The organism is Lactiplantibacillus sp. 3062, assembly GCF_055413545.1.
In genome coordinates, this window is record NZ_JBVAYE010000006.1 from 71,901 (window position 1) to 92,798 (window position 20,898).

A 20,898-nucleotide genomic window follows, 5' to 3' on the forward strand; every position below is an offset into this window, starting at 1 on the left:
AACACCCCTGAGTCTTTAACTCAGGGGTGTTTTTTAGTAGGCACGGCTGCATCTAACGCCTACTAGTGTTTAAGAACTTGTTGATTATGGTAATCTTCAGCGTAGACTTGGGCAAAGTCAGCAAGTTTAACATCGCCTAATCGAGGTTGATGTGCTCGATAATCCGCGTAAAAATCGTGGTCACGCTGGTAAGCGACCGTTTTAACATATTCCCGTGCAAATGCGACCGGGGTTCCGGCAGTCACTAAATGATCTTGCATGACCTCATCAGGCACTTGTGAAACGCGCAAATCCGGCATTTTAAGAGCCTGTGACAGTGCGGAAGCAACTTCCAAATAAGTTTTCTCATCACTCGCAACATATGTCACCGTTTGCCCCGGTGTCGGTTCGGTCAGCGCCTTAATCAGTACAGTTGTAACGTCGACCGGCGCAACCCACACGTTCTTAACAGCCAAATTGGCATTTGTGTAGATTCGATGACTCTTTTTAACGGTTGGCACACTGCTCAGTAAATTATAGTACATTGCCGTTGGGCGGATAAACGTTAAGTCCACGTCTGGTAAAGCGGTTGTTAACGTTTGTTCGATAATATGATACATGTAAAGTGCACCGACTTCTGGTCCCAAGTCGGCCCCCACGCTACTCAGATTCACCACTCGTTTTACGCCGGCTGCCTTGATCGCGGCGGCATAGATGTCCGCTTGTCGTTTGGCAGCGGTATAAAGATCATCACTCGCCGCTATACCAGTTACCATGAGGTATACCACGTCAGCGCCCATGAACGTCTTGGTCAAAAACGCTTCGTCATCAAGTCGACCAATGGCAGGGGTTGCGCGAAAAACCTTTATCAAACTACTGCGAGTTGCTTGATGACTGATGACCGTCACTTCATGACCAGCATGGGTCAGCTTAGGTACCAAGGTCTGGTTAATACGACCGATTGAACCCGTTAAAACAATTTTCATTTTATGATAACCCTCTTCTATACTTATTAAATTATCCGTCAAAGTCATTATCGATTATAAGCGACCACTAAAACCCCGTCAATCACTGGTGGTTTAGTTGGCTAAACAGTGTTGATGTGCGGTTGCGTGATTCGTTCATAAGACAGGACTGATTAACGTTAATCAAAAATCATTTCTATTTATCAAGAGATAATTTTTGTTGAAACTGTGCAAAATTAGGCCTATAATGTCAAAATGTTTGACACTGTCAACTACGACGGTTAGTCGTCTTTCCTGTTACCATAAGTTTTTCTTACGGAGATTATATTAGATGAGTCTAGCACAATTAGAAATAGGATTACTGTGGTTGACAGGCTCAATTGCGGTCATCTTCATCCTGACGATTGGTACTTATTATTGGTACTCCCGCAAACGTTCCAACAATTACCTTGAAAATGATGATTTTAATCTACGCTACTTTATTCAAAAACAAGTCGATTTTCGTGGCCGCACTACCGGCTATGAATGTCTCCTGCGTCAACAAAATACTGATGGTTCGTGGTCATTACCACCACAACTTGACTCACTTCCACTTCAGCGGGTGATCTTCCTGCTTGAAGATACCTTTAAGGCGCTACCTGATGAAGCGATTACGTTATCAATCAATTTAGAATACGAACAAATCATCAGTCCCGAATTCCGTTATTTTGTTCGCTGGGCAATTGCGAACATCGAACCGATGCACTTGGCAATTGAGTACACACCTCAATACCAACCACGTCGTATCAATAAACGCCTATTTCGGCGGCGAATTCGTGAAGCCCGCGGTTACGGCATGCAGTTTGGAATCGATAACGTCGGTGCAAGTCTAGCCAATCTTAAAAACATTCAGTGGCTTTTAAAAGATATCGACACGCTCAAATGCTCAATGCGCTCATTTCGCAAGGAAGACCCATCCGTCTGGCTGGACCTGAACCTCCAATTCTGGAATCAGCTCTCTAAGGAAAACAATATTGATCTAATTCTAATGGGAATCGAAAATGAGGCCGATGAACAGCTCGCCGAGCAACTGCAAATCAGCATTCGCCAAGGCTACTTATTCGGCCATCCAATCAATCCCCAGCAATCAACCACAAAGGAGAACCACGATGCCTAAACCAACCACTGATGATGTTAATCGGCAACAACTATACTCTGATGCGTACTTTGACACTGGCCATTGGGGACTCAAGATTCGCCAAACGATCGTTGGTATCGTGGGTTGGCTCGCAGTGATTGTGCCCATCACCGTGACAGTCCTTTCCATTTGGTCAAGTTATAATCCACACATTCCGCGTTTCTGGCACTACCATGAAGGTCTTTTCGAATTTAAGTTCATCGGTATCTTACTGGCCTTTTGCTTTGCACTCGCATCCCTTTTTGCAGTGACCATGACCATTATACAGAATCGTAAGCGTGAACGTGTCGTTGAACAGTGGCCAACCTTTAATCCCATTAATCAGAAAAAACGGCAGCAACTGCTCGCTCAGTTCATGGCGGACCGTTTCGGCAATGCCGAATTTCGTGAACATACCCGCCACTACCGGGTCAAGCCAGAACAAAATCTCGATACTAATCAGATTCAGCAACTTTATCAACAAAATAATTTAGACGATATTAACGATTAACCAGGGGGCGCCATGACAAATATTTTTATTGACCACATATTCGCCGCAACCTTATTTAAATCGGTAATCAACATCGCACTCCTGATTTTATGCCTCTACCCCATCGTTGGCTCTTTTTTCTGGTTCGCCGGCGCGCTATCCTACCGCTTTATCAAGACCAATAAGCGTGATGATGACTGGCAGTACATTCCGGCTGAACAGCAACCAATGATTACCATCATGATCCCGGCGCACAACGAAGAAGTCATGATTGAAGAAACCATCACATACTTATTTACCCAGCTCAATTATACGAACTACGAGGTCCTAGTCATGAACGATGGTTCGACCGACAAGACGGCCGCCATTATTCAACGGTTGCAGTCCGTCTATCCACGGCTACGAACCGTTGAAATTGAGAAAAACAAGGGCAAAGCCCACGCCTTCAATATTGGCATGTACTTTGCCCAGGGTGAGTATATTCTCAGCAACGACGCTGATACGATTCCAGAAAAGGACGCCCTGATAAAGTATATGAATTTCTTCATCCATGACCGCGATATGAATACATCCGCCGTCACCGCCAATATGGATGTTCAAAATCGAACGTCGCTTTTAGGTAAATCTCAAACCGTTGAATTCTCTAGTATCGTCGGTGTTATCAAGCGGAGTCAAACTTCCATCAACGACTCTATGTACGCGTATAGCGGGGCAAATACCCTCTACCGCAAACAATTTCTAATTGACGTTGGTGGCTTTCGACAAAATCGCGCGACGGAAGATATCAGTATTGCCTGGGATCACCAAATGGTGGGCGCCGTCCCGCGGTTTGCCCCTAACATCGTCTTCCATATGAACGTCCCCACCACAATCCGAGACCTTTATCATCAACGCAAACGTTGGGCACAGGGTGGCACGGAAGTGTGGTTAACGAACATTAAGAAATTCATTTTCCACCCAATCGTTCATCGCTATCAACTATCAATGTTCGTCGATTCGACGTTGTCAATCATCTGGTCCTTTTTCTTCGTCATCACTTCCTTGATGTTTTTGATTCTGATGGGTTCCTTCCTGATAACCGGCAATTTTGAACGAGTCTACCACGGCTTGATGTTGTCATTTGTCTTTGTTAGTTTTGAACTATTGGCCGGGTTCATGCAACTGTTAGCGGCACTCCTGTTGGACCATCATGGTGCGAAACTAAAGTACTGGTTCTTCGCCCCACTCTACATGTTATTTTACTGGATGATCAATCCTATCACCGTCGTTGCAACGTTTATTCCTGCACTCAAAACCATTCTGGGCTTTGGCTCCGGAACGTGGGTCAGCCCGAAGCGACAGTCATTGCAGGGTAAAAAGTAAAACGGTGTCGCTATTAACGCTTTCAATAATCGATAACGGGTCTACTGGTGCGAGAACTTGCAACCAGCCCAACTAAAAACGTGCACTTACCTGAGTGATAACTGACTCAGGTAAGTGCACGTTTTAATATTAATCCCTTTTGATCGTTTTCTTAGCTATGCAAATGGAGCTGCCCAGACTACGCTGAGTAACAGGTCCCATGTGTCACGTGCCACTGAACGCAGAGATCGGCAGGTAAATCACGAACGGCCTCACGACTTACCTGTGTGCCAAGTTCAGTAATTGATCGCCCTTGCTGACTGCCGAGGCCCTGGCGATTCAGCTGAATCGTCCGCGCACCAACTCGATACAAGTCACTCATGATCTGGTGGTAGGCTGCGGCCAAGTCATGCACCATTTCCGTATCTGATTGATAGACTCGATTAAGTGCGCGCGCATTATCGGGCCGTTTGAGTTCTGCCAAGCACAGCTCGGGAGCGGGCAAGATTTGTTTATCCACAGTTCCACCACTGATTTGATTGCGCATGAATTCAAAATGCGCAACGGCAGGATGGTTGAAGCCACTGATTTTACCGGTCAACGCGAGCGCCGGTACCGAACCTATCCCGGATTGGGTGATGCCTTGTAGCCCCCAGAAAAAGTTAAAGTGCCACCAATTTAGATTATGCGGCTTATCAACCGGTTTCCGAATATGATGCATAAAAGCAACGTCCTCCATCCGTTTAAGTCCCGCCGCATTAATATTCAGCGTTGTTGTGCCCCGATGCAACCCTTTTTGAGACCGCATTGCCATTTGCCAACCATGTACACGGTGCCTAACCATCATCATCAATGTGCCAAATTCCATGCCCGTTTAGCCTCCAAATTAATTGCATTCTGCCAATATAAAAATCGTCCCCTACTGCTTAAAAAGGACGATTTCAACGTTTGGGTCAGCCTTTAACTGCCAACACCAACCATTATTCTTTTATGACGAATTTAAGTAATGTTTCCAGCATAGAATGGTGCTCACCGAATGTCAAGCGCTAATCGTGGGACGCTGTCATCCCCTTAACGCCAATATCAGTTCGGTACACTAGATCACCGACTCTGAGTTGGTCGATTTGTTGATAAACAGCCCGCTGTGCTGCGACCAAGCTCGGGGCACTTGCGGTAACCATCATCACCCGGCCACCCGCACTGACCAATTGATCCGGGGTACCCGCAACGCTAGCATAATCCGCACCAGCAACCGTCGGAACCGGTACACCGGCTTCAGTTGGTCCCGGATAACCGGGAGCAGCTAGTACGACGCCAAGATAAGTTGCCGTCGTTTGCCACTGCGCGTGTGGTTGCCGATGTTGCAGTAAGTCGACGATGACTTGATAAAAATCACTCTGTAGTTGTGGTAATAAGATCTGCGTTTCAGGATCACCCAGTCGCAAATTATATTCAATAACTTGAACACCGGTCGCAGTCAGGATTCCCCCAACATAGATAACCCCTTCAAAGCTTAACCCATCGGCTTTGAGACCTGCAATCGTCGGTTCAATAATTGTCGCAATCGTTTGATCGATAACCGCGGGCGTGATTTGCGGTACTGGTGAATAGGCCCCCATGCCACCCGTGTTCGGTCCCCGGTCATGGTCCTGTAACCGTTTATGATCTTGGGCGGTCGGTAATAACGCATAGTGCTCACCACCAACCAAAACCATTTGGGAAAACTCAAAGCCAGCAACGTAGTCCTCGATCAAGACCGTCGAACTAGTTTTAAAGGCCGTCTTAATCGCTGCCGCGGCTTGTTCATAACTCGTCGCAACCGTCACCCCTTTACCAGCTGCCAGCCCATCGACTTTGATAACTTGTGGCACCGCTTGTTCATGACTATAAGCTAGTGCCGAATCCAATTCATGAAATTGCCGGTAGTCGGCCGTCGGAATGTGATGGCGACTCATGAAGGCCTTCGCAAATACCTTAGAACTTTCCAACTGTGCCGCAGCTTGGTTGGGGCCAAAGATAGCCAGGCCAGCTGCTTGAAAGTAATCAACAATGCCTGCGGCTAGCGGTACTTCGGGTCCGACGAAGGTCAGGGTAACCGTATTGGCCCGTGCAAAGTTGACCAACCCTGCAAAGTCCATTTCGTCAATCGCTAGTGTCCGAATACCATCCCGGATCATGCCTGGATTACCGGGTGCACAATAGACGGTACTGACTTGCGGACTTGCCATCATTGCCTTGGCAATGGCATGTTCGCGACCACCACCACCAACTACTAATACGTTTGCCATGCACGCACCCATCCTTTCATTAATGCCGGAAGTGTCGAACACCAGTGGTGACCATCGCAATACCATAACGGTCGGCCATGGCAATCGAATCCTTATCACGAATACTACCACCTGGTTGCACGATTGCACGAATGCCGTGCTGCGCAGCATATTCGACGCAATCATCCATTGGGAAGAACGCATCCGAAGCTAGGATAGCATTTTCGTAGCCAGCTTGTTGCATCGCCTTACCGATGGCAATCTTAGTTGAATCGATTCGATTCATCTGACCAGAACCGATTCCCAATGTCCGATCTGCGGTGGTTACAACGACCGCATTGCTCTTAACGTGCTTCACAACTTGTTGGCCGAAAGCGAGTGCTTTTAGCTGCGCAGGTGTCGGTTGGGTTGCGGTGACTACGGTAAAATCAGCTGGCGTTTCGAAGGCCGCGTCGACCTCCTGACGTAGTAAGCCCCCACCGACTGAAATCGTTTCAAACTTATCGGCCGTGTGCGTTTGCTCAAAGTCAACCGTCATCAAGCGCAGATTCTTCTTCTTGGCCAAAATAGCAAAGGCATCGTCATCAAAACTCGGGGCAATAATAATTTCCAAGAAGAGTGCGTGCATCTTCTCAGCCGTTGCGAGATCGACTGGTCGATTTAAGGCAATGATTCCCCCAAAGATTGAAATCGAATCGGCTTCATAGGCTTTATCCCAAGCAGCTTCAATCGTCGTACCCAAGCCAACCCCACACGGATTCATGTGCTTCATTGCAACTACGGCCGGCTGTTGATATTCACTGACCATCCGCAAGGCGGCATCCGCATCCTTGATGTTATTGTAAGAAAGCTCTTTCCCATGAATTTGCTTGGCACCCGTAATCGAGAAGTGCGTCGGTAAGGCATTTTCGTAAAAGGCAGCCTTTTGATGGCTGTTCTCACCATAACGCAGGGCCTGCTTCTTATCATAAGTAAGGGTCAACTTTTCTGGAAATTCTTCAGTCGTTAAATATTGGGCAATCAAGGCATCATAGGCCGCAGTATGTTGAAAAACTTTGGCCGCTAACCGTTGACGGAGTGCCGGTGTGACCGCGTCCGTCTGCAAATCAGCCAGAATCTGCTCATAATCAGCAGGATCAACAATTGGCAGTACCGCGGCAAAGTTCTTAGCTGCGGAACGCAGCATCGACGGACCACCAATATCGATTTGTTCAATAGCTTCAGCTTGTGTGACGTCTGGTTGTTGAATGGTCGCTTTGAATGGGTACAAGTTAACCACGACCATGTCAATCGGTTGAATACCAGCTTCTTTTAGTTGCGCCATGTGCGCTGGCAGGTCACGTCGTGCTAATAGTCCGGCGTGAACCTTAGGATGGAGCGTTTTGACCCGACCGTCAAGCATTTCAGGAAAACCGGTCACTTCTTCGATTCCGATGACTGGAATATCAGCTGCTTCCAATGCCTTTTTGGTCCCACCCGTTGAAATCAATTCATAGTCAAGGGCAACGAGGCCCTTCGCAAAATCAGTTAATCCCTGCTTATCAGAAACACTTAACAACGCACGTTTTGTCATCTTAAATTGCTCCTTCATTAATGAGTGTCTGTAATACATCTGGATAAAATTGGTGTTCACAATCATGAATCCGGGTCGCCAGGCTGGCTAGCGTATCGTCTGGTGCAACCGGAACGACCCGCTGGGCAATAATTTGCCCGGTATCGATTCCGGCATCGATATAGTGAATGGTAACGCCCGTCTCAGTCACACCAGCGGCAAAAGCATCCTCGATGCCGTGACGACCAGGAAACTTTGGTAACAATGCTGGGTGAATATTGATGATTTTATGAGCATACGCATTCAAGAGGGTCGGACCAATAATGCGCATGTACCCGGCCAATAATACCAGTTCAATTTGCCGTGCTTGCAAGGCCGTCAAAATGATTGCTTCCGCGGCCGCTTTATTCGCATAATCATGAAAATCAACAATTAATATCGGTACGTTAGCTGCCCGGGCCTTGTCAATTACCGGCGCTGTCGGCTGATCACACACAAGTAACCCAATCACTACCGGTAATTGTCGTTCAATAATCGCTTGGTGGAGTGCAACAAAGTTGGTGCCGTTACCCGAAGCAAATACTGCAATTTTATTAGGCATGCTCAGCCTCCTCAAAAACAACGGGTGTCGTACCAGTTTGGACTGTTCCAACTCGATAATAGGACTGAGCGTTGGCCGTCAAATTAGCCGTCACAGCTGCCACTTGGTCGGAGTGAACGATCAGAACCATTCCCAAGCCCAAGTTAAAGGTCGACCGAAGATCCATAGCAGTCAGCCCACCGAGTTCGGCCAATAACGTCATAATCGGCGGTGCCGGCCATTGACCCAATTCAAGGTGCGCACTCAAGCCCGCCGGTAACGCTCTGGCGACGTTCTCAATCAAGCCGCCCCCGGTAATGTGGGCGATACTCGTCACTAATTTCTGCTGTAATAATGGTTGAACTGCATCAACGTAAATGGTCGTTGGTCGTAAAAGTTCCGTTTGTAAATCATGACCAAGTTCGTCAAAAACCGTGGTCAATTGGTAGTCGTGTTGTTTGAATAAAATATCACGAACTAGACTAAACCCATTCGAGTGGAGGCCATTAGACGGCAACCCAATCAAGACGTCCCCAGCCCGAACATTTGCCGGTGATAACAGGTCCGCGCGGTTCGCAATTCCGACCGCAAAACCAGCGAGGTCGTAATGGTCCTGACCATACATATCGGGCATCTCCGCAGTCTCGCCACCAATCAACGCTGTATGGGCCTGCTGACAGCCCGTGACGACGCCAGTCAAAATGGCTTTGACCCGCTTCTGATCCGTATGTCCAAGACCTAAGTAATCTAAAAAGAACTGGGGGGTCGCGCCTTGTGCCAAAATATCATTCACACACATTGCGACCAAGTCAATTCCAATCGTGGTATGTTGATCAGCAGCGATTGCGACTAAGAGCTTAGTCCCCACACCATCCGTCCCCGCTACTAACACGGGATCGTTGGCAGTTGCATCCGAACTAAGTGGAAACGCCCCCCCAAACGCGCCTAATTGCTGATTGCCACTCATTTGTTTGACCGTCTTTAAGACGTCGTAACCAGCGTTGATATCAACGCCAGCCCGCTTATACGCATCGCTCACTTGATCACCCCTTCATGATTGGCTTGTAATTGCGCAATTTCCGCATCATACTCGGCTTGGTAATCATACAGGGCCGTTGGATAATCCCCATTAAAATAGGCCATGCATAGTCCACCATACGGTTCGGTGGTCGACAAGCCAACTGCATCAACGACGCCCTGTTCACTGAGAAAACCAAGTGAGTCCGCACCAAACGTCTGACACATCTCCCGAATCGTTTGCTGAGCCGCAATCAATTCATTAGTCGATTGAATATCGATACCGTAAAAACATGGATAGCGTAATGGTGGCGATGCAATTCGTAAATGAACTGACTTTGCACCCGCATCTTTCAATAATTTGACGATCCGCCGACTGGTGGTACCACGTACAATCGAATCATCGATTAAGACGACTCGTTTACCAGCGACAACACCTTTGACCGCTGAAAGCTTCATCCGAACCCCCTGTTCTCGCAATGCTTGGGTCGGCTGAATAAAGGTCCGTGACGAATATTGATTTTTAATTAATCCCATCTCGTAAGGCAGGCCACTCGCTTCCGCATAGCCGGTCGCCGCTGATAAAGATGAATTGGGTACCCCGACAACAATGTCGGCGTCCACGGGCTGTTCAACAGCGAGCTGAGCACCCATTCGTTTACGTGCAGAATGGACGTTGACGCCGTGAATATCAGAATCTGGACGTGCAAAGTAGATAAACTCCATTGAACAAATCGCCAACTGTGTATCAGTCGTATAATGGTCGATCGTCAAACCATGATCATCGATCGTTAACAATTCTCCCGGCTGAACATCTTGAACAAACGTCGCACCAATCGTATCAAGCGCGCAAGTTTCACTACAAACGACGTACCCGCCCGTGGGTAACTGACCGACGACTAATGGTCGTAACCCGTTAGGATCCAAAGCGGCAATCAAACAATCATTCGTTAGTAGTAAGTAAGCAAAGCCTCCGTGGACTTGACGTAAAGCATCCTTAACCTGTTCCGTTAACGTTGCTGCGGGGCTGCGTCGAATCAGATGCATTAAAATCTCACTATCAGAACTAGCATGAAAAATGGCACCATGCTGTTCCAACCGTCGCCGCAGTGTCACCGCGTTCGTCAAATTGCCGTTATGTGCGAGTGCAAACTGTGAGTCGCTAAAATTAAAACTCAAGGGTTGAATGTTTTCCAATCCATGATTACCAGCCGTGGCATAACGTACATGGCCGACTGCAGCTTGACCCGTCAAACGTGCCAACCGCCGTGGGTCCCGAAAGACATCAGCCAACAACCCTAGTCCGTGTTCCGTCTGCAGTTTGCCGTGATCATTCGCCGTGATACCGGCTCCTTCTTGCCCCCGGTGTTGTAACGCATGGAGCCCAAAGTACGTTAATTGGGCGGCGTCCGGCGAGCCCCAAACCCCAAAGACGCCACATTCTTCATTCAGACTTCTTACTTCAGTAGGCATGGTAAGGCCCCTTCCCACAACTGTTTGGCGAAACTAACCTTAATATCAAACGCCTGATCAGCAGTTTGAACGTGTAGCCGATCCGTTGCAGTTGTTCGTCCTAAATAGGTCACATATGGTTCCATTAAACTTTCAAACGCGGCTTGCTGTGCTGGTGTCACCGAGATAACAAATCGTGACTGCGTTTCCGCAAAGAAGTTGGCAGCGGGCAAGTCACTGGCCAGTTCCACCCCGATATTTTGTGGAAAACATGATTCGGCAATCGTCGTAATCAAGCCACCTTCAGAAACGTCGTGGGCACTAGCAACTAGTCCTTTTTGAATCGCAGTTAACAATAGACGCTGATTACGATTTTCAGTCACAAGGTCAAAATCAAACAGCTCGCCACTGATTGTTCCCGTCAACATCTTTTGCAGCTCACTACCATTGAAATCGGCTTCTGTGGTACCTAACACGTAGACTGCATCGCCAGCGTGTTTAAAATCGCTAGTCGTAATATCTTTCTGATGCTTAATTAACCCGACCATCCCAATCATTGGGGTGGGATAGATGGCTTCCCCGTTCGATTCATTGTTCAACGAGACATTGCCAGAAATCACGGGCGTATTGAATAATTGGCAGGCACGAGCGATGCCCATCGCCGATTCGTCCAAATCGTAAAATTGTTCAGGTTTCTCTGGATTACCATAGTTCAAGCAATCAGTGATGCCTAAAGGTTGCCCACCGGAAGCGACAATGTTTCGAGCAGCTTCCGCAACGGCGATTTCTCCACCGACACGGGGGTTTAAGTATAAGTATCGCCCGTTAACATCGGTGGTGACCGCCAACGCCTTATCCGTATGTCGAATCCGTATGACCCCCGCATCGGAACCCGGCTTGACGACCGTATTCGTTTGGACCTGCGAGTCATACGTTCCATATAACGACGCTTTGGAAGCAATCGTTGGCTGTTGGAGCATCTTCTTCAATGTGCCAGTTGCATCAACTAGTCGTGGCATAAATTGATGATGGCTCTGATGGTTCAAGCGCGTTGGTCGTTTCTTTTCGCGTTCATAGACCGGCGCTTTGGTCGCAAGTGCATCGACGGGAACATCTGCAACTAACTTACCATGATGGAATAATTGATACTGGTGGCCGGCTGTCACTTTACCAATTGTGACAGCATCAAGACCGTACTTTTCAAAGACTTGATAAATTTCTGCTTCGGCACCAGCTTTGACACATAGTAACATCCGCTCCTGTGATTCAGAGAGCATCAGTTCAAACGGCGTCATGCCAGTTTCACGTTGTGGTACCAAGTCAAGATTCAGTGACAACCCACTGCCTGCTTTGGACGCCATTTCGGCTGAGGAGGAAACTAGGCCCGCCGCGCCCATATCTTGAATCCCGATTAAAACATCACGATGATCATGAATAACCTCGAGACACGCCTCCATCAATAATTTTTCCATAAAGGGATCACCAACTTGAACCGCGGAACGCTGGGTTTCATTGGCGTCATTAAATTCAGCAGAGGCGAAGGACGCACCGTTAATGCCGTCACGCCCCGTTTTTGCGCCGACATAAATAACGGCGTTGCCAATTCCTGTTGCTTGGCCCTTCTGAATATCAGCTTGATCCAAGATTCCAACACACATGGCGTTCACCAACGGGTTCTTCTGATAACTCGCATCAAATACCGTATCACCACCGATTGTCGGAATTCCAATACAGTTGCCATAACCGCCAATGCCGGCGACTACTTGCGAAATCAAGTATTTCGTATGAGCATCAGTCGGTTCCCCAAAGCGAAGACTGTCCAGCAGCGCAATCGGCCGGGCCCCCATCGAAAAGATGTCCCGAATGATACCACCCACACCCGTTGCCGCACCCTCATAAGGTTCAACTGCAGACGGATGATTATGACTTTCAGCTTTAAAGACCACGGCCTGACCATCACCGATGTCGATAATACCGGCGCCTTCACCAGGCCCTTCAAGTACCTGTTCACCCTGCGTCCAAAATTTTTTCAAGACTGGTTTTGAATTCTTGTAGGAGCAATGTTCGCTCCACATGCCGGAAAACAACCCGGTTTCAGTCTCGTTAGGTAAGCGTTGAAGGACCTTATCCGTTAATAATTGATACTCAGCATCGGTTAAGCCCCAATCCCGATAGACCTTAGAATCGCGAACATCTGTAGGTGATAATGGTTGCTTTTTAAGCATGGGTGACCTCCTCTTGACTCGCAATGACCGATTGAAAAATTCCGAGACCGTCCGTGGAACCTAAGATCATCTCCACGGCCCGTTCCGGATGGGGCATCATCCCAAGCACATTTCCCGCTTCATTTGTAATGCCAGCAATATTAGCCGTGCTGCCATTTGGATTCTCGACGTATTCGAAGATGATTTGATGATTAGCACGTAATTGCGCCAAGGTGGCCTCATCACAATAATAATTGCCTTCGCCGTGGGCAATCGGTAAACTAATTTGATCTGTCGATCCGTATGCGGTGGTAAAAATCGTCTCATGATTGGCAATTCGTAATGGGCTGTCCTGACAAATAAACTTCGCTGAGCGATTGGCCTGCAATGCACCAGGTAATAATCCGGCTTCGGTCAAGACTTGAAAGCCATTGCAGATTCCGATGACTGGTTTACCAGCGTTAGCAAATGCAATAACGGCCGGCATGATGGGCGCAAAGCGGGCAATCGCACCACTCCGTAAATAATCACCGTACGAAAAGCCACCAGGTAACACCACCGCGTCATAACCTGCTAATGAGGTCGCTGTCGCCGGAATCAAATCAGCCGTAACGTGTAAAATATCGCGCAAGGCATTCACCATGTCATGATCACAATTAGAACCAGGAAAGACTGGTACGGCAAATTTCATCATTACAAAGCCTCCATCTCAGTAATTTCGTAACGATAAGTTTCCATATTAACGTTGGCTAACAAGCGATCACACATCTCGTCGATTTCAGCGGCAACTGGCCGATCATCCGCGTGAATTTTCACCTCAAAATACTTACCTAATTCAACGGCATCGACATTCGTATATCCAAGTCGGTGTAAGGCATCATGAATCGCCTCACCCTTGGGGTCTAGAATTGATTGCTTATAAGTCACATAGATTTTAACTAAGTACATGTTAGGCCTCCTCAACGGTTGCTAGCCGCGTCAATACTTCCTGATAAACACTAGTCAAGTCGCCTAGATCCTTGCGGAAGACATCCTTATCAAGCGATGCACCGGTCTTTAGGTCGACTAACCGACAACTATCTGGTGAGATTTCATCAGCCAGCAAGACTTTACCGGTGGTCGTCAACCCAAATTCGATTTTAAAATCAACGAGCTGTACCCCCATCGCCGCAAAAATTGCCATCAAACGCTGGTTAACCTGTAAGGCCTGCCGTTTAATTTCCGCCACGATTGCCGGTGTTGCAACATTTAGCGCGTGGATTTGTGAATCATTGATAAATGGATCATCCAGCTGATCACTCTTATAGAAAAATTCCAGTACTGGTTCTGCAAATTTGGTTAAGTGTGGCACGGCAAATTTACGCTCAAAACTACCCGAAGCCGCATTCCGAACAACTGTCTCCAAGGGAATCATGGTCACGCGACGGACAAGTTGCACATAGTCTGAAGGTTGCTCAATAAAATGGTTGGCAATGCCGTGATTGGCTAAGTCTTTGAAAATCAAACTCGCGATGCGATTATTCAATCGGCCTTTCTGGTCAATGGGAACCTTCCGCTTACCATTTAGCGCTGTTGCTTGATCTAAGTATTCGACCCATAGAATTTCAGGATCATTAGTGGCATACATCGCTTTCGCTTTACCCGTGTAAAGCAAAGCTTGTTTCTCAATCGCTGCCGTCATTATTATTGTTCCCCTTTCAAATTTGCCACCGACGCTAATGCTGCGTCAATATCGTGATTTAATACGGTGACATGACCCATCTTGCGCTGGGGCTTAATGGCCGCCTTACCGTAGTCGTGAAAATGCCATTCTGGGTGTTCAACCAACTGTTGACGTGCCACTGTTAAGTCATCACCTAGCAGATTACGCATCACTGCCGGACTGGTCTGCGTAATGGCCGGAATCGGTAAGCCACAGATACTTCGAATATGGGCCTCAAACTGCGAGATGTTGCAGGCCTCAATCGTATAGTGACCAGAATTATGTGGGCGTGGTGCCAGTTCATTGACTAATAAAGTATCATCCGGTAAAACAAAGAATTCGATTCCTAGCACGCCGCGTAGTTTCAGGGATTCAGCAATCGAAACCGCAATTTTGCGGGCCGCACTATGAACACTGGGCTGAACATTAGCTGGGGCAATCGTTGTGTGTAAGATATGATGTTGATGCTGATTTTCAACTAACGGAAAAGTCGTAACAACACCAGCAGCACTACGCGTCACCATCATGGAAACTTCTGTTCGAAATTTCTGCCGCGCCTCTAGAATGCACGGCTGTGTCAATAAGGCACTAGCGGCTTTTGTCACCACTGCTGTGTCTAGATCCGTTTGTCCGTGACCATCGTAGCCACCTGCCGCCGTTTTGAGAATTGCCGGCGTACCAACACGGTTGAGGGCGTAATTTAATGACTGTAAATCCGCCACCGGTGCGAAAGATGTGACTGGGATGCCATGATCATGAAGAAATTGCTTCTCATTAAGACGATCTCCAGTAATATGCAGGAGTGCAGTGCCCTGCGGTAACTTTGCATAGGCTTGCGCAGCAATCAAAGCATTCTCATCAACGTTTTCAAACTCGTAGGTCAAGACATCACTACGGCGCGCTAGATCAAGTAAAGCCGCCTGATCATCATAAGCCGCAACAATCTGAAAATCTGCGACCTGGGCTGCCGGTGCTTTGGGTGTCGGGTCAAGGACACCTACCCGATAGCCCATCGCCTTCGCGCTAAGCGTCATCATCTGACCGAGTTGACCGCCACCAACGATTCCGATCGTTGCGGGTGGTAAGAGTGCTTCCTTAAAATTGGCGTTCACTTTGTTCAGCCTCCTGACGTTGACGAGCACGAAATTCTCCAATTGCATGTTGTACTTGTGGTTCCCGTAAACCGATAATTTGGGCGGCCATTAGCGCACCATTCTTAGCCCCCGCATCACCAATCGCCATCGTCGCCACGGGTACGCCAGCTGGCATCTGTACGATTGACAATAACGAATCAACTCCGTTCAACGTATGGGTCTTAATGGGCACCCCAATTACCGGGAGTAGTGTATTGGCAGCTAGCATCCCGGGTAAATGGGCAGCGCCCCCCGCACCCGCAATAATAACTTGAATTCCCCGTGACGCTGCTTCTTCACCATAGGATTGTAATGTCTGGGGCATTCGGTGGGCCGAAATAACGTGACGCTCATAAGAGACTCCCAGTGCCGTTAACTGTTCTGCCGCTAATTGCATGGTTGGCCAATCAGAAATTGACCCCATAATCAAACCAACTTTCGCCATCATGATCCCTCTTTCCCTGTTTTCACCATTAGTTTAGCAATCAGGCGGGACGCTGTCAACGAATTTCTTAACTTTATCTATTAATTAACGTTTTAATGTTCGTGTTAATGAAATTGATAATTAGATTAATGCTACCTCAACATGTACGAATTACCTCACTGTTTGCAGGTTTCCGGTGTCTGGAAAAAGTTATCAACTGATTTCAAGCGACTATTTTGATAATATTATTAATATTGAAATTTCCGAACAATCCGTCATCATCTAAATTTCACCATAACAAACTTACTGCTACCATTATCAACAACTATCCGTTGAAACGGGCCATTAACTTTTGTCGGTGCGCGCCAACAATTAACAGCAATGACTGGGAATCGGCGTAGGACGAGCAACTAAGCATGTTTATGCTAACTCAGATTATTTATAGCGGGGCTAAACTGACTGCCGCTGAACTTAAAAACAATCAACAACTTAATTTGCGAACGCTTTCCTAAAGGATCGGATTGAAGTGACCAAAATAACGCAAAAAAAGTCTCAAGGAAGTGATTCCTCGAGACTTTTTAAGGTACTAATTATTTTGCTGAAGCGCCGGAAACACTATCGACATCAGGTGCTTCAGGCTTGGTTGGTGCTTCTGGTGCGGCTTCCGTATCGGCTGAAGCGCCAGAGACATCATCCACCGCTGGGGCAGCATCAGGCTTCGTTTCCTTCGCCTTCGATGAAGCTCCTGAAACGGCGTCCGTCTTAGCATCTGGATCAGGTGCTAACATCTGGCCCGTCTGCTTCAGGTAATACTTCACGATTGGTAAGAGGTCGAGCACAAACTCGTTGATACCTTTGTACTCACCCTTATCGTCATGCAAAGCTTGATAATAGTGCATCACATACTTATTAGGGATACCAGGTACCGGTAACTTGAAGAGATCAGTCTCACCGGTTCGTAGCATGTGTACCGCTCGCTTAACACCAGGTACGGCCCGCTTTGGATGACAGTCAGCTAGTGGATTACCGGCTTGAGCAGGTGTCCGTGAAGCTAACATCTTGTCGCCATCCATTTGATGGTTATAGTATAAAAATTGGTTGTTGGCATCGGCATACGTCAATTCCATTGGCATCGAGTTGAGGAACCAATTTAATTGGTTGACGGTCAGCACACCCCGATCGAGCTTAACGTAGTCGTCACCCTCAGCCGCATGGGTCTTGGCAGCCGCTTGTTCGACCCAATCAGCCGCATGCATGTTGACGCCCTTGATTGTCGTTTCAACTTCGCCCTTAGCCTCAAGGTCTTCATTCTTCCAATCATCAGCGTGTGCTTCCGCATCCATCGCGTTGACCATCTTGACAAACTTCAGAAACTTGCCTAACGTTTCTTGTAAGAACGAGACAGTCCGAGCATCCTTCAGATTGTTTTGGTCATCGAAAGCCTGCTTAACTTCGCCGAGCAAAAATTCATTACCAGGCATGACCACAGCATCAACACCCGGTGACTCTAAAATCTGGCGTAGATTCAACTGTGCCCGCGACGAACCTTGATCATAGTAAGAAGCGCCAACGATCAATACGGGTTTCCCTGACATCGGGTGAATTTTAAACGACAACCATTCGATCACGCTTTTAAGTGCAGCAGTAATTGTATGATTATGTTCAGGTGTCGCAATAATGACCCCGTCCGCCTGCATGATCTTTCGTTTCAAATATTGAACAGCTTCACCTTCTGTTTGATCATCACTCTGATTAAACATTGGTACATCTTGAATATCCAAAATTTCAATATCAACCATGTCACTAAAATGATTAGCAATAAACTTTAACAGTAACCGATTATAAGACTTATCTTCAATTGAACCCGCAATTCCAACTAATTTCATCGTCGTCGCCCTCTCTATAATTTTTCCCAATCCATTTCACGAACTTCTTCATACGTCGTCGCGTTGGCATTCTTTAATTTTTTCGTGATTTCGACAAAGACTTGGAAATCCTTGAACAACCCATCGAGCTTCGTCGCTTTCTGTTGGTCCGTTAAATTCCCCTGGTCATCAAAGGCTTGCAATGAATGACCAAGCATAAATTCTGAACTTGGCATGATCCGCGCCCGTAATTCTGGTGAATCCAAAACTTGCCGCAGATGTGCTTGAGCCCGTGATGTGCCGAGTGCCCCGTATGAGGCCCCAATAATCATGACGGGTTTGTCCACGAAGGGCTGGATATGGAATGATAACCATTCGAGAGCATTCAGTAATGCCGCGGGAGCCGAATGATCATACTCTGGTGTACTAATAATCACACCATCAGCTTGTTCGATCTTATCCGCCATTGCTTGCGCCTGTGCCGGAATTTCATGATTTTCGGGCTTATTGAAGATTGGTAGACCCTTGATTTCCATTAATTCAATCTCTGCTTGATCCGCATAGTGGGACTGCATATATTGCAACAACTTACGGTTGGTCGACTCATCTGAATTAGTTCCAACCATCGCGATAAATTTGTGCATTGAGAACAACTCCTTCTATGATCAAATAGTCAAATATTATATAATTTCTTAGTCAATAACTATATTGTAGTGGATTTCACTAAAGAAAGCAAAACAATTTTAAGCGCTTTCAGTTTTACTATGCAAACAACTGAACTCACTGATATTAGGCTTATCCGTGCAATCAAGTAAATTCAGTATCCGCGCAACGTTGCCGCAATTATATCTGCTTAACAAATTTTTTCACAAAGCTACGACGCTACGATCAAATCAATCAAATCCGCCGGGGAAATTCGACCAAAGTAATGGGTTAAGTCCAACGGTGCTAGCGCCGTCATAATCGCCTGCCGTTCATATTTCACACCAGTCAACCGTGCAACGACGGGAGCAATCGGTTCTGCACCGAAGAAATCGCCATAAATCGTAACTGCTTCGATGCGCCCTGCCACCACGTTTAACTGAAACTCGACGGTCCCAGCATCAAAATGCCGGCGCTGCTTAACTGTAAACGCTGGTGACTGACCGTAAATCCAATCCCAGTTGGTAAAATATTGTTGGTTCAGTGCTGCTACCCCTGCCAGTGCCGTTTCATCTAACTGATACGTCTTAGCTTGACTCAAATCAGCCACGCCCAGGATTTCACGGGCCAACGTATCGCGAAATTCCTCAATCGTCAAGTGCTGATAAGCCGGCGCCATGTACGGTTTCAAGTTCGTGACTCGACTTCGGACCGACTTGATACCCTTAGAGGCCAACTTATCGGTCGGCACCGTAAGAGCTTTCGCAATTTGCGTCTGGTCGACATCATACATCAGCGTTCCATGGGAGAACATCCGGCCATTCTCAACGTGCATGGCATTTCCTGAGAACTTCTTGCCATCAATCAATAAATCATTGCGGCCACTCATCGTCGCACCAGTGGCCCCCATCGCGTGTAAAGCCTTTAGAACTGGTGCTGTGAACCGCTTAAAGTTACCAAAACCGTCCCCGTCGTCCTTAGTAATAAAACTAAAACTGACATTTCCAAGGTCATCATAAACCGCTCCACCACCAGAAGTTCGCCGCGTCAATGTAATGTGGTGTGCGTCAACATAGTCCTGGTTAATCTCTGCCTTGACATTTTGGTAACGGCCAACAATGATGCAGGGGGCGTTAATGTAAAAGTATAGAATCGGTTCCGTCAAATCGGCATGTTCCATCAAGTAAGTCTCAATGGCAAGATTCGTGCGAATATCATGGCTGGAGCTTGCAAGATAGCGCATCGTCACACTTCCTATTCTAAATAAATCCGTTGCAAATCATTGATTTCATTGTTAGTTAATTTAAGCTCAGTGTGTAAATAGTGGTTTAAATTACCCGATTGTCGTTTAATTTCGGTCATAGCGGCGTCCAAATAAGCCGCATCAACTGACCAGAGGGCCCGAATACTTTCGACCGTTGCATCTGATGCGCCCTGAGCACGTGCTTCGGCCATCGCACCATTGATCCGGCCAATCGAAGCCTGATTAGTTAAGAGATAATCCTGCTTGATCGTTTCAAAATCGACTCCGAGTGCGGTTAACAGGTATACCGCCCCCATTCCGGTCCGATCTTTTCCCGCAGTGCAGTGAAATAGTAACGTCGAATCGGGTTGATCATTTGCAAGTAGATTATCAAAGAACCGGCGATACTCGTCCTTGGCATGTTGCTCGTCGGCCACCATCTGATAGACCTTTAGCATGTGCTTGAATCCACTATCTGGATGCTTCTCCAAGTTAGCCGTCATCTTGTCAGTACCGTCAGAATTCCGCGTTTCGTCCACATTGAACACTGGTGCGTACACGTACTTAGCATTGGCAGGAATTCGATCTGGCGCATCTAAGACTTCTTGTGGTGAACGAAAGTCAATATCGTAGCGGACGCCATAATCATCCAGCAAAGCTTGGCCGGCTGGCGTTAATTGATCAAGTCCACCAGTCCGAATGACCTTATGCCACTTGATTTTTCGACCGTCTTTAGTCGAGTAACCACCGAGTTCACGGAAATTAATGCCACCTGGTACAGTTAATACACGTTGATTTGTCATTTTTGAAACCACCTATCTGTTAACTTTTCATTTTCTATTCTAACATTATCGGTCAGTTTAACGGTGCCCCAATCACCGAATCA

At 47.2% G+C, this 20,898-nt stretch carries 20 protein-coding genes; 3 read left to right on the forward strand and 17 right to left on the reverse strand.

Annotation, left to right across the window (positions count from 1 at the left end; all coding sequences use genetic code 11):
• Positions 1 to 62: 62 nt before the first annotated feature.
• Entirely contained in the window at positions 63 to 965 is a 903-nt protein-coding gene (locus tag ACWQAU_RS09665; RefSeq protein ID WP_003644723.1) for an NmrA family NAD(P)-binding protein, read from the reverse strand.
• Between the two features lie 310 nt (positions 966 to 1,275).
• Here ACWQAU_RS09665 and ACWQAU_RS09670 point away from each other — a divergent pair, with 310 nt between their 5' ends.
• Genes ACWQAU_RS09670 through ACWQAU_RS09680 form a run of 3 tightly spaced genes read left to right on the forward strand, consistent with a single transcriptional unit; the run spans position 1,276 to position 3,952 of the window.
• Positions 1,276 to 2,100 (forward strand): EAL domain-containing protein, encoded by an 825-nt coding sequence (locus tag ACWQAU_RS09670; RefSeq protein ID WP_003642599.1) that lies wholly within the window; start codon positions 1,276 to 1,278, stop codon positions 2,098 to 2,100.
• Positions 2,093 to 2,611, forward strand: a complete 519-nt coding sequence (locus ACWQAU_RS09675) for a hypothetical protein (protein WP_015380728.1) — start codon at positions 2,093 to 2,095, stop codon at positions 2,609 to 2,611. The genes ACWQAU_RS09670 and ACWQAU_RS09675 overlap by 8 nt, the downstream gene beginning before the upstream one ends.
• Positions 2,612 to 2,623: 12 nt before the next feature.
• Positions 2,624 to 3,952 (forward strand): glycosyltransferase family 2 protein, encoded by a 1,329-nt coding sequence (locus ACWQAU_RS09680; RefSeq protein WP_027821848.1) that lies wholly within the window; start codon positions 2,624 to 2,626, stop codon positions 3,950 to 3,952.
• 178 nt (positions 3,953 to 4,130) lie between these two features.
• Here the strand turns inward: ACWQAU_RS09680 and ACWQAU_RS09685 are convergent, their stop codons facing one another.
• From ACWQAU_RS09685 to ACWQAU_RS09760, 16 genes are all read right to left on the reverse strand, one after another.
• Complete coding sequence (locus tag ACWQAU_RS09685) at positions 4,131 to 4,799, reverse strand: uroporphyrinogen decarboxylase/cobalamine-independent methonine synthase family protein (RefSeq protein ID WP_027821847.1); 669 nt, start codon at positions 4,797 to 4,799, stop codon at positions 4,131 to 4,133.
• A gap of 178 nt (positions 4,800 to 4,977) precedes the next feature.
• Positions 4,978 to 6,219 (reverse strand): phosphoribosylamine--glycine ligase, encoded by a 1,242-nt coding sequence (gene purD, locus ACWQAU_RS09690; RefSeq protein ID WP_003644724.1) that lies wholly within the window; start codon positions 6,217 to 6,219, stop codon positions 4,978 to 4,980.
• A 19-nt stretch (positions 6,220 to 6,238) separates the two neighbouring features.
• Positions 6,239 to 7,771, reverse strand: a complete 1,533-nt coding sequence (gene purH / locus ACWQAU_RS09695; RefSeq protein ID WP_027821846.1) for a bifunctional phosphoribosylaminoimidazolecarboxamide formyltransferase/IMP cyclohydrolase — start codon at positions 7,769 to 7,771, stop codon at positions 6,239 to 6,241.
• Between the two features lies 1 nt (position 7,772).
• Complete coding sequence (purN, locus tag ACWQAU_RS09700; protein ID WP_003645867.1) at positions 7,773 to 8,351, reverse strand: phosphoribosylglycinamide formyltransferase; 579 nt, start codon at positions 8,349 to 8,351, stop codon at positions 7,773 to 7,775.
• Positions 8,344 to 9,369 carry a phosphoribosylformylglycinamidine cyclo-ligase gene (gene purM / locus ACWQAU_RS09705; RefSeq protein ID WP_027821845.1) on the reverse strand — a complete coding sequence of 342 codons (1,026 nt, stop codon included), beginning with the start codon at positions 9,367 to 9,369 and terminating at the stop codon, positions 8,344 to 8,346. The genes purN and purM overlap by 8 nt, the downstream gene beginning before the upstream one ends.
• Positions 9,366 to 10,820, reverse strand: a complete 1,455-nt coding sequence (purF, locus tag ACWQAU_RS09710; protein ID WP_027821844.1) for an amidophosphoribosyltransferase — start codon at positions 10,818 to 10,820, stop codon at positions 9,366 to 9,368. Before purF ends, purM begins: the two co-directional genes overlap by 4 nt.
• Positions 10,805 to 13,024: a phosphoribosylformylglycinamidine synthase subunit PurL gene (gene purL, locus ACWQAU_RS09715; RefSeq protein WP_021356102.1), complete on the reverse strand. Its 2,220-nt coding sequence runs from the start codon at positions 13,022 to 13,024 to the stop codon at positions 10,805 to 10,807. The genes purF and purL overlap by 16 nt, the downstream gene beginning before the upstream one ends.
• Positions 13,017 to 13,697, reverse strand: a complete 681-nt coding sequence (purQ, locus tag ACWQAU_RS09720) for a phosphoribosylformylglycinamidine synthase subunit PurQ (protein WP_011101895.1) — start codon at positions 13,695 to 13,697, stop codon at positions 13,017 to 13,019. Before purQ ends, purL begins: the two co-directional genes overlap by 8 nt.
• Positions 13,697 to 13,951 carry a phosphoribosylformylglycinamidine synthase subunit PurS gene (gene purS / locus ACWQAU_RS09725; protein WP_003642588.1) on the reverse strand — a complete coding sequence of 85 codons (255 nt, stop codon included), beginning with the start codon at positions 13,949 to 13,951 and terminating at the stop codon, positions 13,697 to 13,699. The genes purQ and purS overlap by 1 nt, the downstream gene beginning before the upstream one ends.
• A 1-nt stretch (position 13,952) precedes the next feature.
• Entirely contained in the window at positions 13,953 to 14,684 is a 732-nt protein-coding gene (gene purC, locus ACWQAU_RS09730; protein WP_021356104.1) for a phosphoribosylaminoimidazolesuccinocarboxamide synthase, read from the reverse strand.
• A gap of 2 nt (positions 14,685 to 14,686) precedes the next feature.
• Complete coding sequence (purK, locus tag ACWQAU_RS09735; RefSeq protein WP_024521791.1) at positions 14,687 to 15,817, reverse strand: 5-(carboxyamino)imidazole ribonucleotide synthase; 1,131 nt, start codon at positions 15,815 to 15,817, stop codon at positions 14,687 to 14,689.
• Positions 15,801 to 16,283, reverse strand: coding sequence for a 5-(carboxyamino)imidazole ribonucleotide mutase (gene purE / locus ACWQAU_RS09740; protein WP_003645861.1), 483 nt, complete (start codon positions 16,281 to 16,283; stop codon positions 15,801 to 15,803). Before purE ends, purK begins: the two co-directional genes overlap by 17 nt.
• Before the next feature lie 569 nt (positions 16,284 to 16,852).
• Positions 16,853 to 18,148 (reverse strand): NADPH-dependent oxidoreductase, encoded by a 1,296-nt coding sequence (locus ACWQAU_RS09745; protein WP_003644728.1) that lies wholly within the window; start codon positions 18,146 to 18,148, stop codon positions 16,853 to 16,855.
• A gap of 14 nt (positions 18,149 to 18,162) precedes the next feature.
• Positions 18,163 to 18,771 (reverse strand): NADPH-dependent FMN reductase, encoded by a 609-nt coding sequence (locus ACWQAU_RS09750; protein WP_003642583.1) that lies wholly within the window; start codon positions 18,769 to 18,771, stop codon positions 18,163 to 18,165.
• Between the two features lie 230 nt (positions 18,772 to 19,001).
• Positions 19,002 to 20,012 (reverse strand): lipoate--protein ligase, encoded by a 1,011-nt coding sequence (locus tag ACWQAU_RS09755; RefSeq protein ID WP_021356106.1) that lies wholly within the window; start codon positions 20,010 to 20,012, stop codon positions 19,002 to 19,004.
• A gap of 11 nt (positions 20,013 to 20,023) precedes the next feature.
• Positions 20,024 to 20,815, reverse strand: coding sequence for a tyrosine-protein phosphatase (locus ACWQAU_RS09760; RefSeq protein WP_015380740.1), 792 nt, complete (start codon positions 20,813 to 20,815; stop codon positions 20,024 to 20,026).
• Positions 20,816 to 20,898 lie beyond the last annotated feature (83 nt).

Bases quoted from the DNA above. Each gene is read 5' to 3' on its own strand.
- ACWQAU_RS09760 (WP_015380740.1), bottom strand. From the start codon at position 20,815: ATGACAAATCAACGTGTATTAACTGTACCAGGTGGCATTAATTTCCGT.
- purC (WP_021356104.1), bottom strand. From the start codon at position 14,684: ATGACGGCAGCGATTGAGAAACAAGCTTTGCTTTACACGGGTAAAGCG.
- purF (WP_027821844.1), bottom strand. From the start codon at position 10,820: ATGCCTACTGAAGTAAGAAGTCTGAATGAAGAATGTGGCGTCTTTGGG.
- ACWQAU_RS09670 (WP_003642599.1), top strand. From the start codon at position 1,276: ATGAGTCTAGCACAATTAGAAATAGGATTACTGTGGTTGACAGGCTCA.
- purN (WP_003645867.1), bottom strand. From the start codon at position 8,351: ATGCCTAATAAAATTGCAGTATTTGCTTCGGGTAACGGCACCAACTTT.
- ACWQAU_RS09685 (WP_027821847.1), bottom strand. From the start codon at position 4,799: ATGGAATTTGGCACATTGATGATGATGGTTAGGCACCGTGTACATGGT.
- ACWQAU_RS09665 (WP_003644723.1), bottom strand. From the start codon at position 965: ATGAAAATTGTTTTAACGGGTTCAATCGGTCGTATTAACCAGACCTTG.
- ACWQAU_RS09755 (WP_021356106.1), bottom strand. From the start codon at position 20,012: ATGCGCTATCTTGCAAGCTCCAGCCATGATATTCGCACGAATCTTGCC.
- purL (WP_021356102.1), bottom strand. From the start codon at position 13,024: ATGCTTAAAAAGCAACCATTATCACCTACAGATGTTCGCGATTCTAAG.
- ACWQAU_RS09675 (WP_015380728.1), top strand. From the start codon at position 2,093: ATGCCTAAACCAACCACTGATGATGTTAATCGGCAACAACTATACTCT.
- purD (WP_003644724.1), bottom strand. From the start codon at position 6,219: ATGGCAAACGTATTAGTAGTTGGTGGTGGTGGTCGCGAACATGCCATT.
- purS (WP_003642588.1), bottom strand. From the start codon at position 13,951: ATGTACTTAGTTAAAATCTATGTGACTTATAAGCAATCAATTCTAGAC.
- purE (WP_003645861.1), bottom strand. From the start codon at position 16,283: ATGGCGAAAGTTGGTTTGATTATGGGGTCAATTTCTGATTGGCCAACC.
- ACWQAU_RS09750 (WP_003642583.1), bottom strand. From the start codon at position 18,771: ATGCACAAATTTATCGCGATGGTTGGAACTAATTCAGATGAGTCGACC.
- ACWQAU_RS09745 (WP_003644728.1), bottom strand. From the start codon at position 18,148: ATGAAATTAGTTGGAATTGCGGGTTCAATTGAAGATAAGTCTTATAAT.
- ACWQAU_RS09680 (WP_027821848.1), top strand. From the start codon at position 2,624: ATGACAAATATTTTTATTGACCACATATTCGCCGCAACCTTATTTAAA.
- purH (WP_027821846.1), bottom strand. From the start codon at position 7,771: ATGACAAAACGTGCGTTGTTAAGTGTTTCTGATAAGCAGGGATTAACT.
- purQ (WP_011101895.1), bottom strand. From the start codon at position 13,697: ATGATGAAATTTGCCGTACCAGTCTTTCCTGGTTCTAATTGTGATCAT.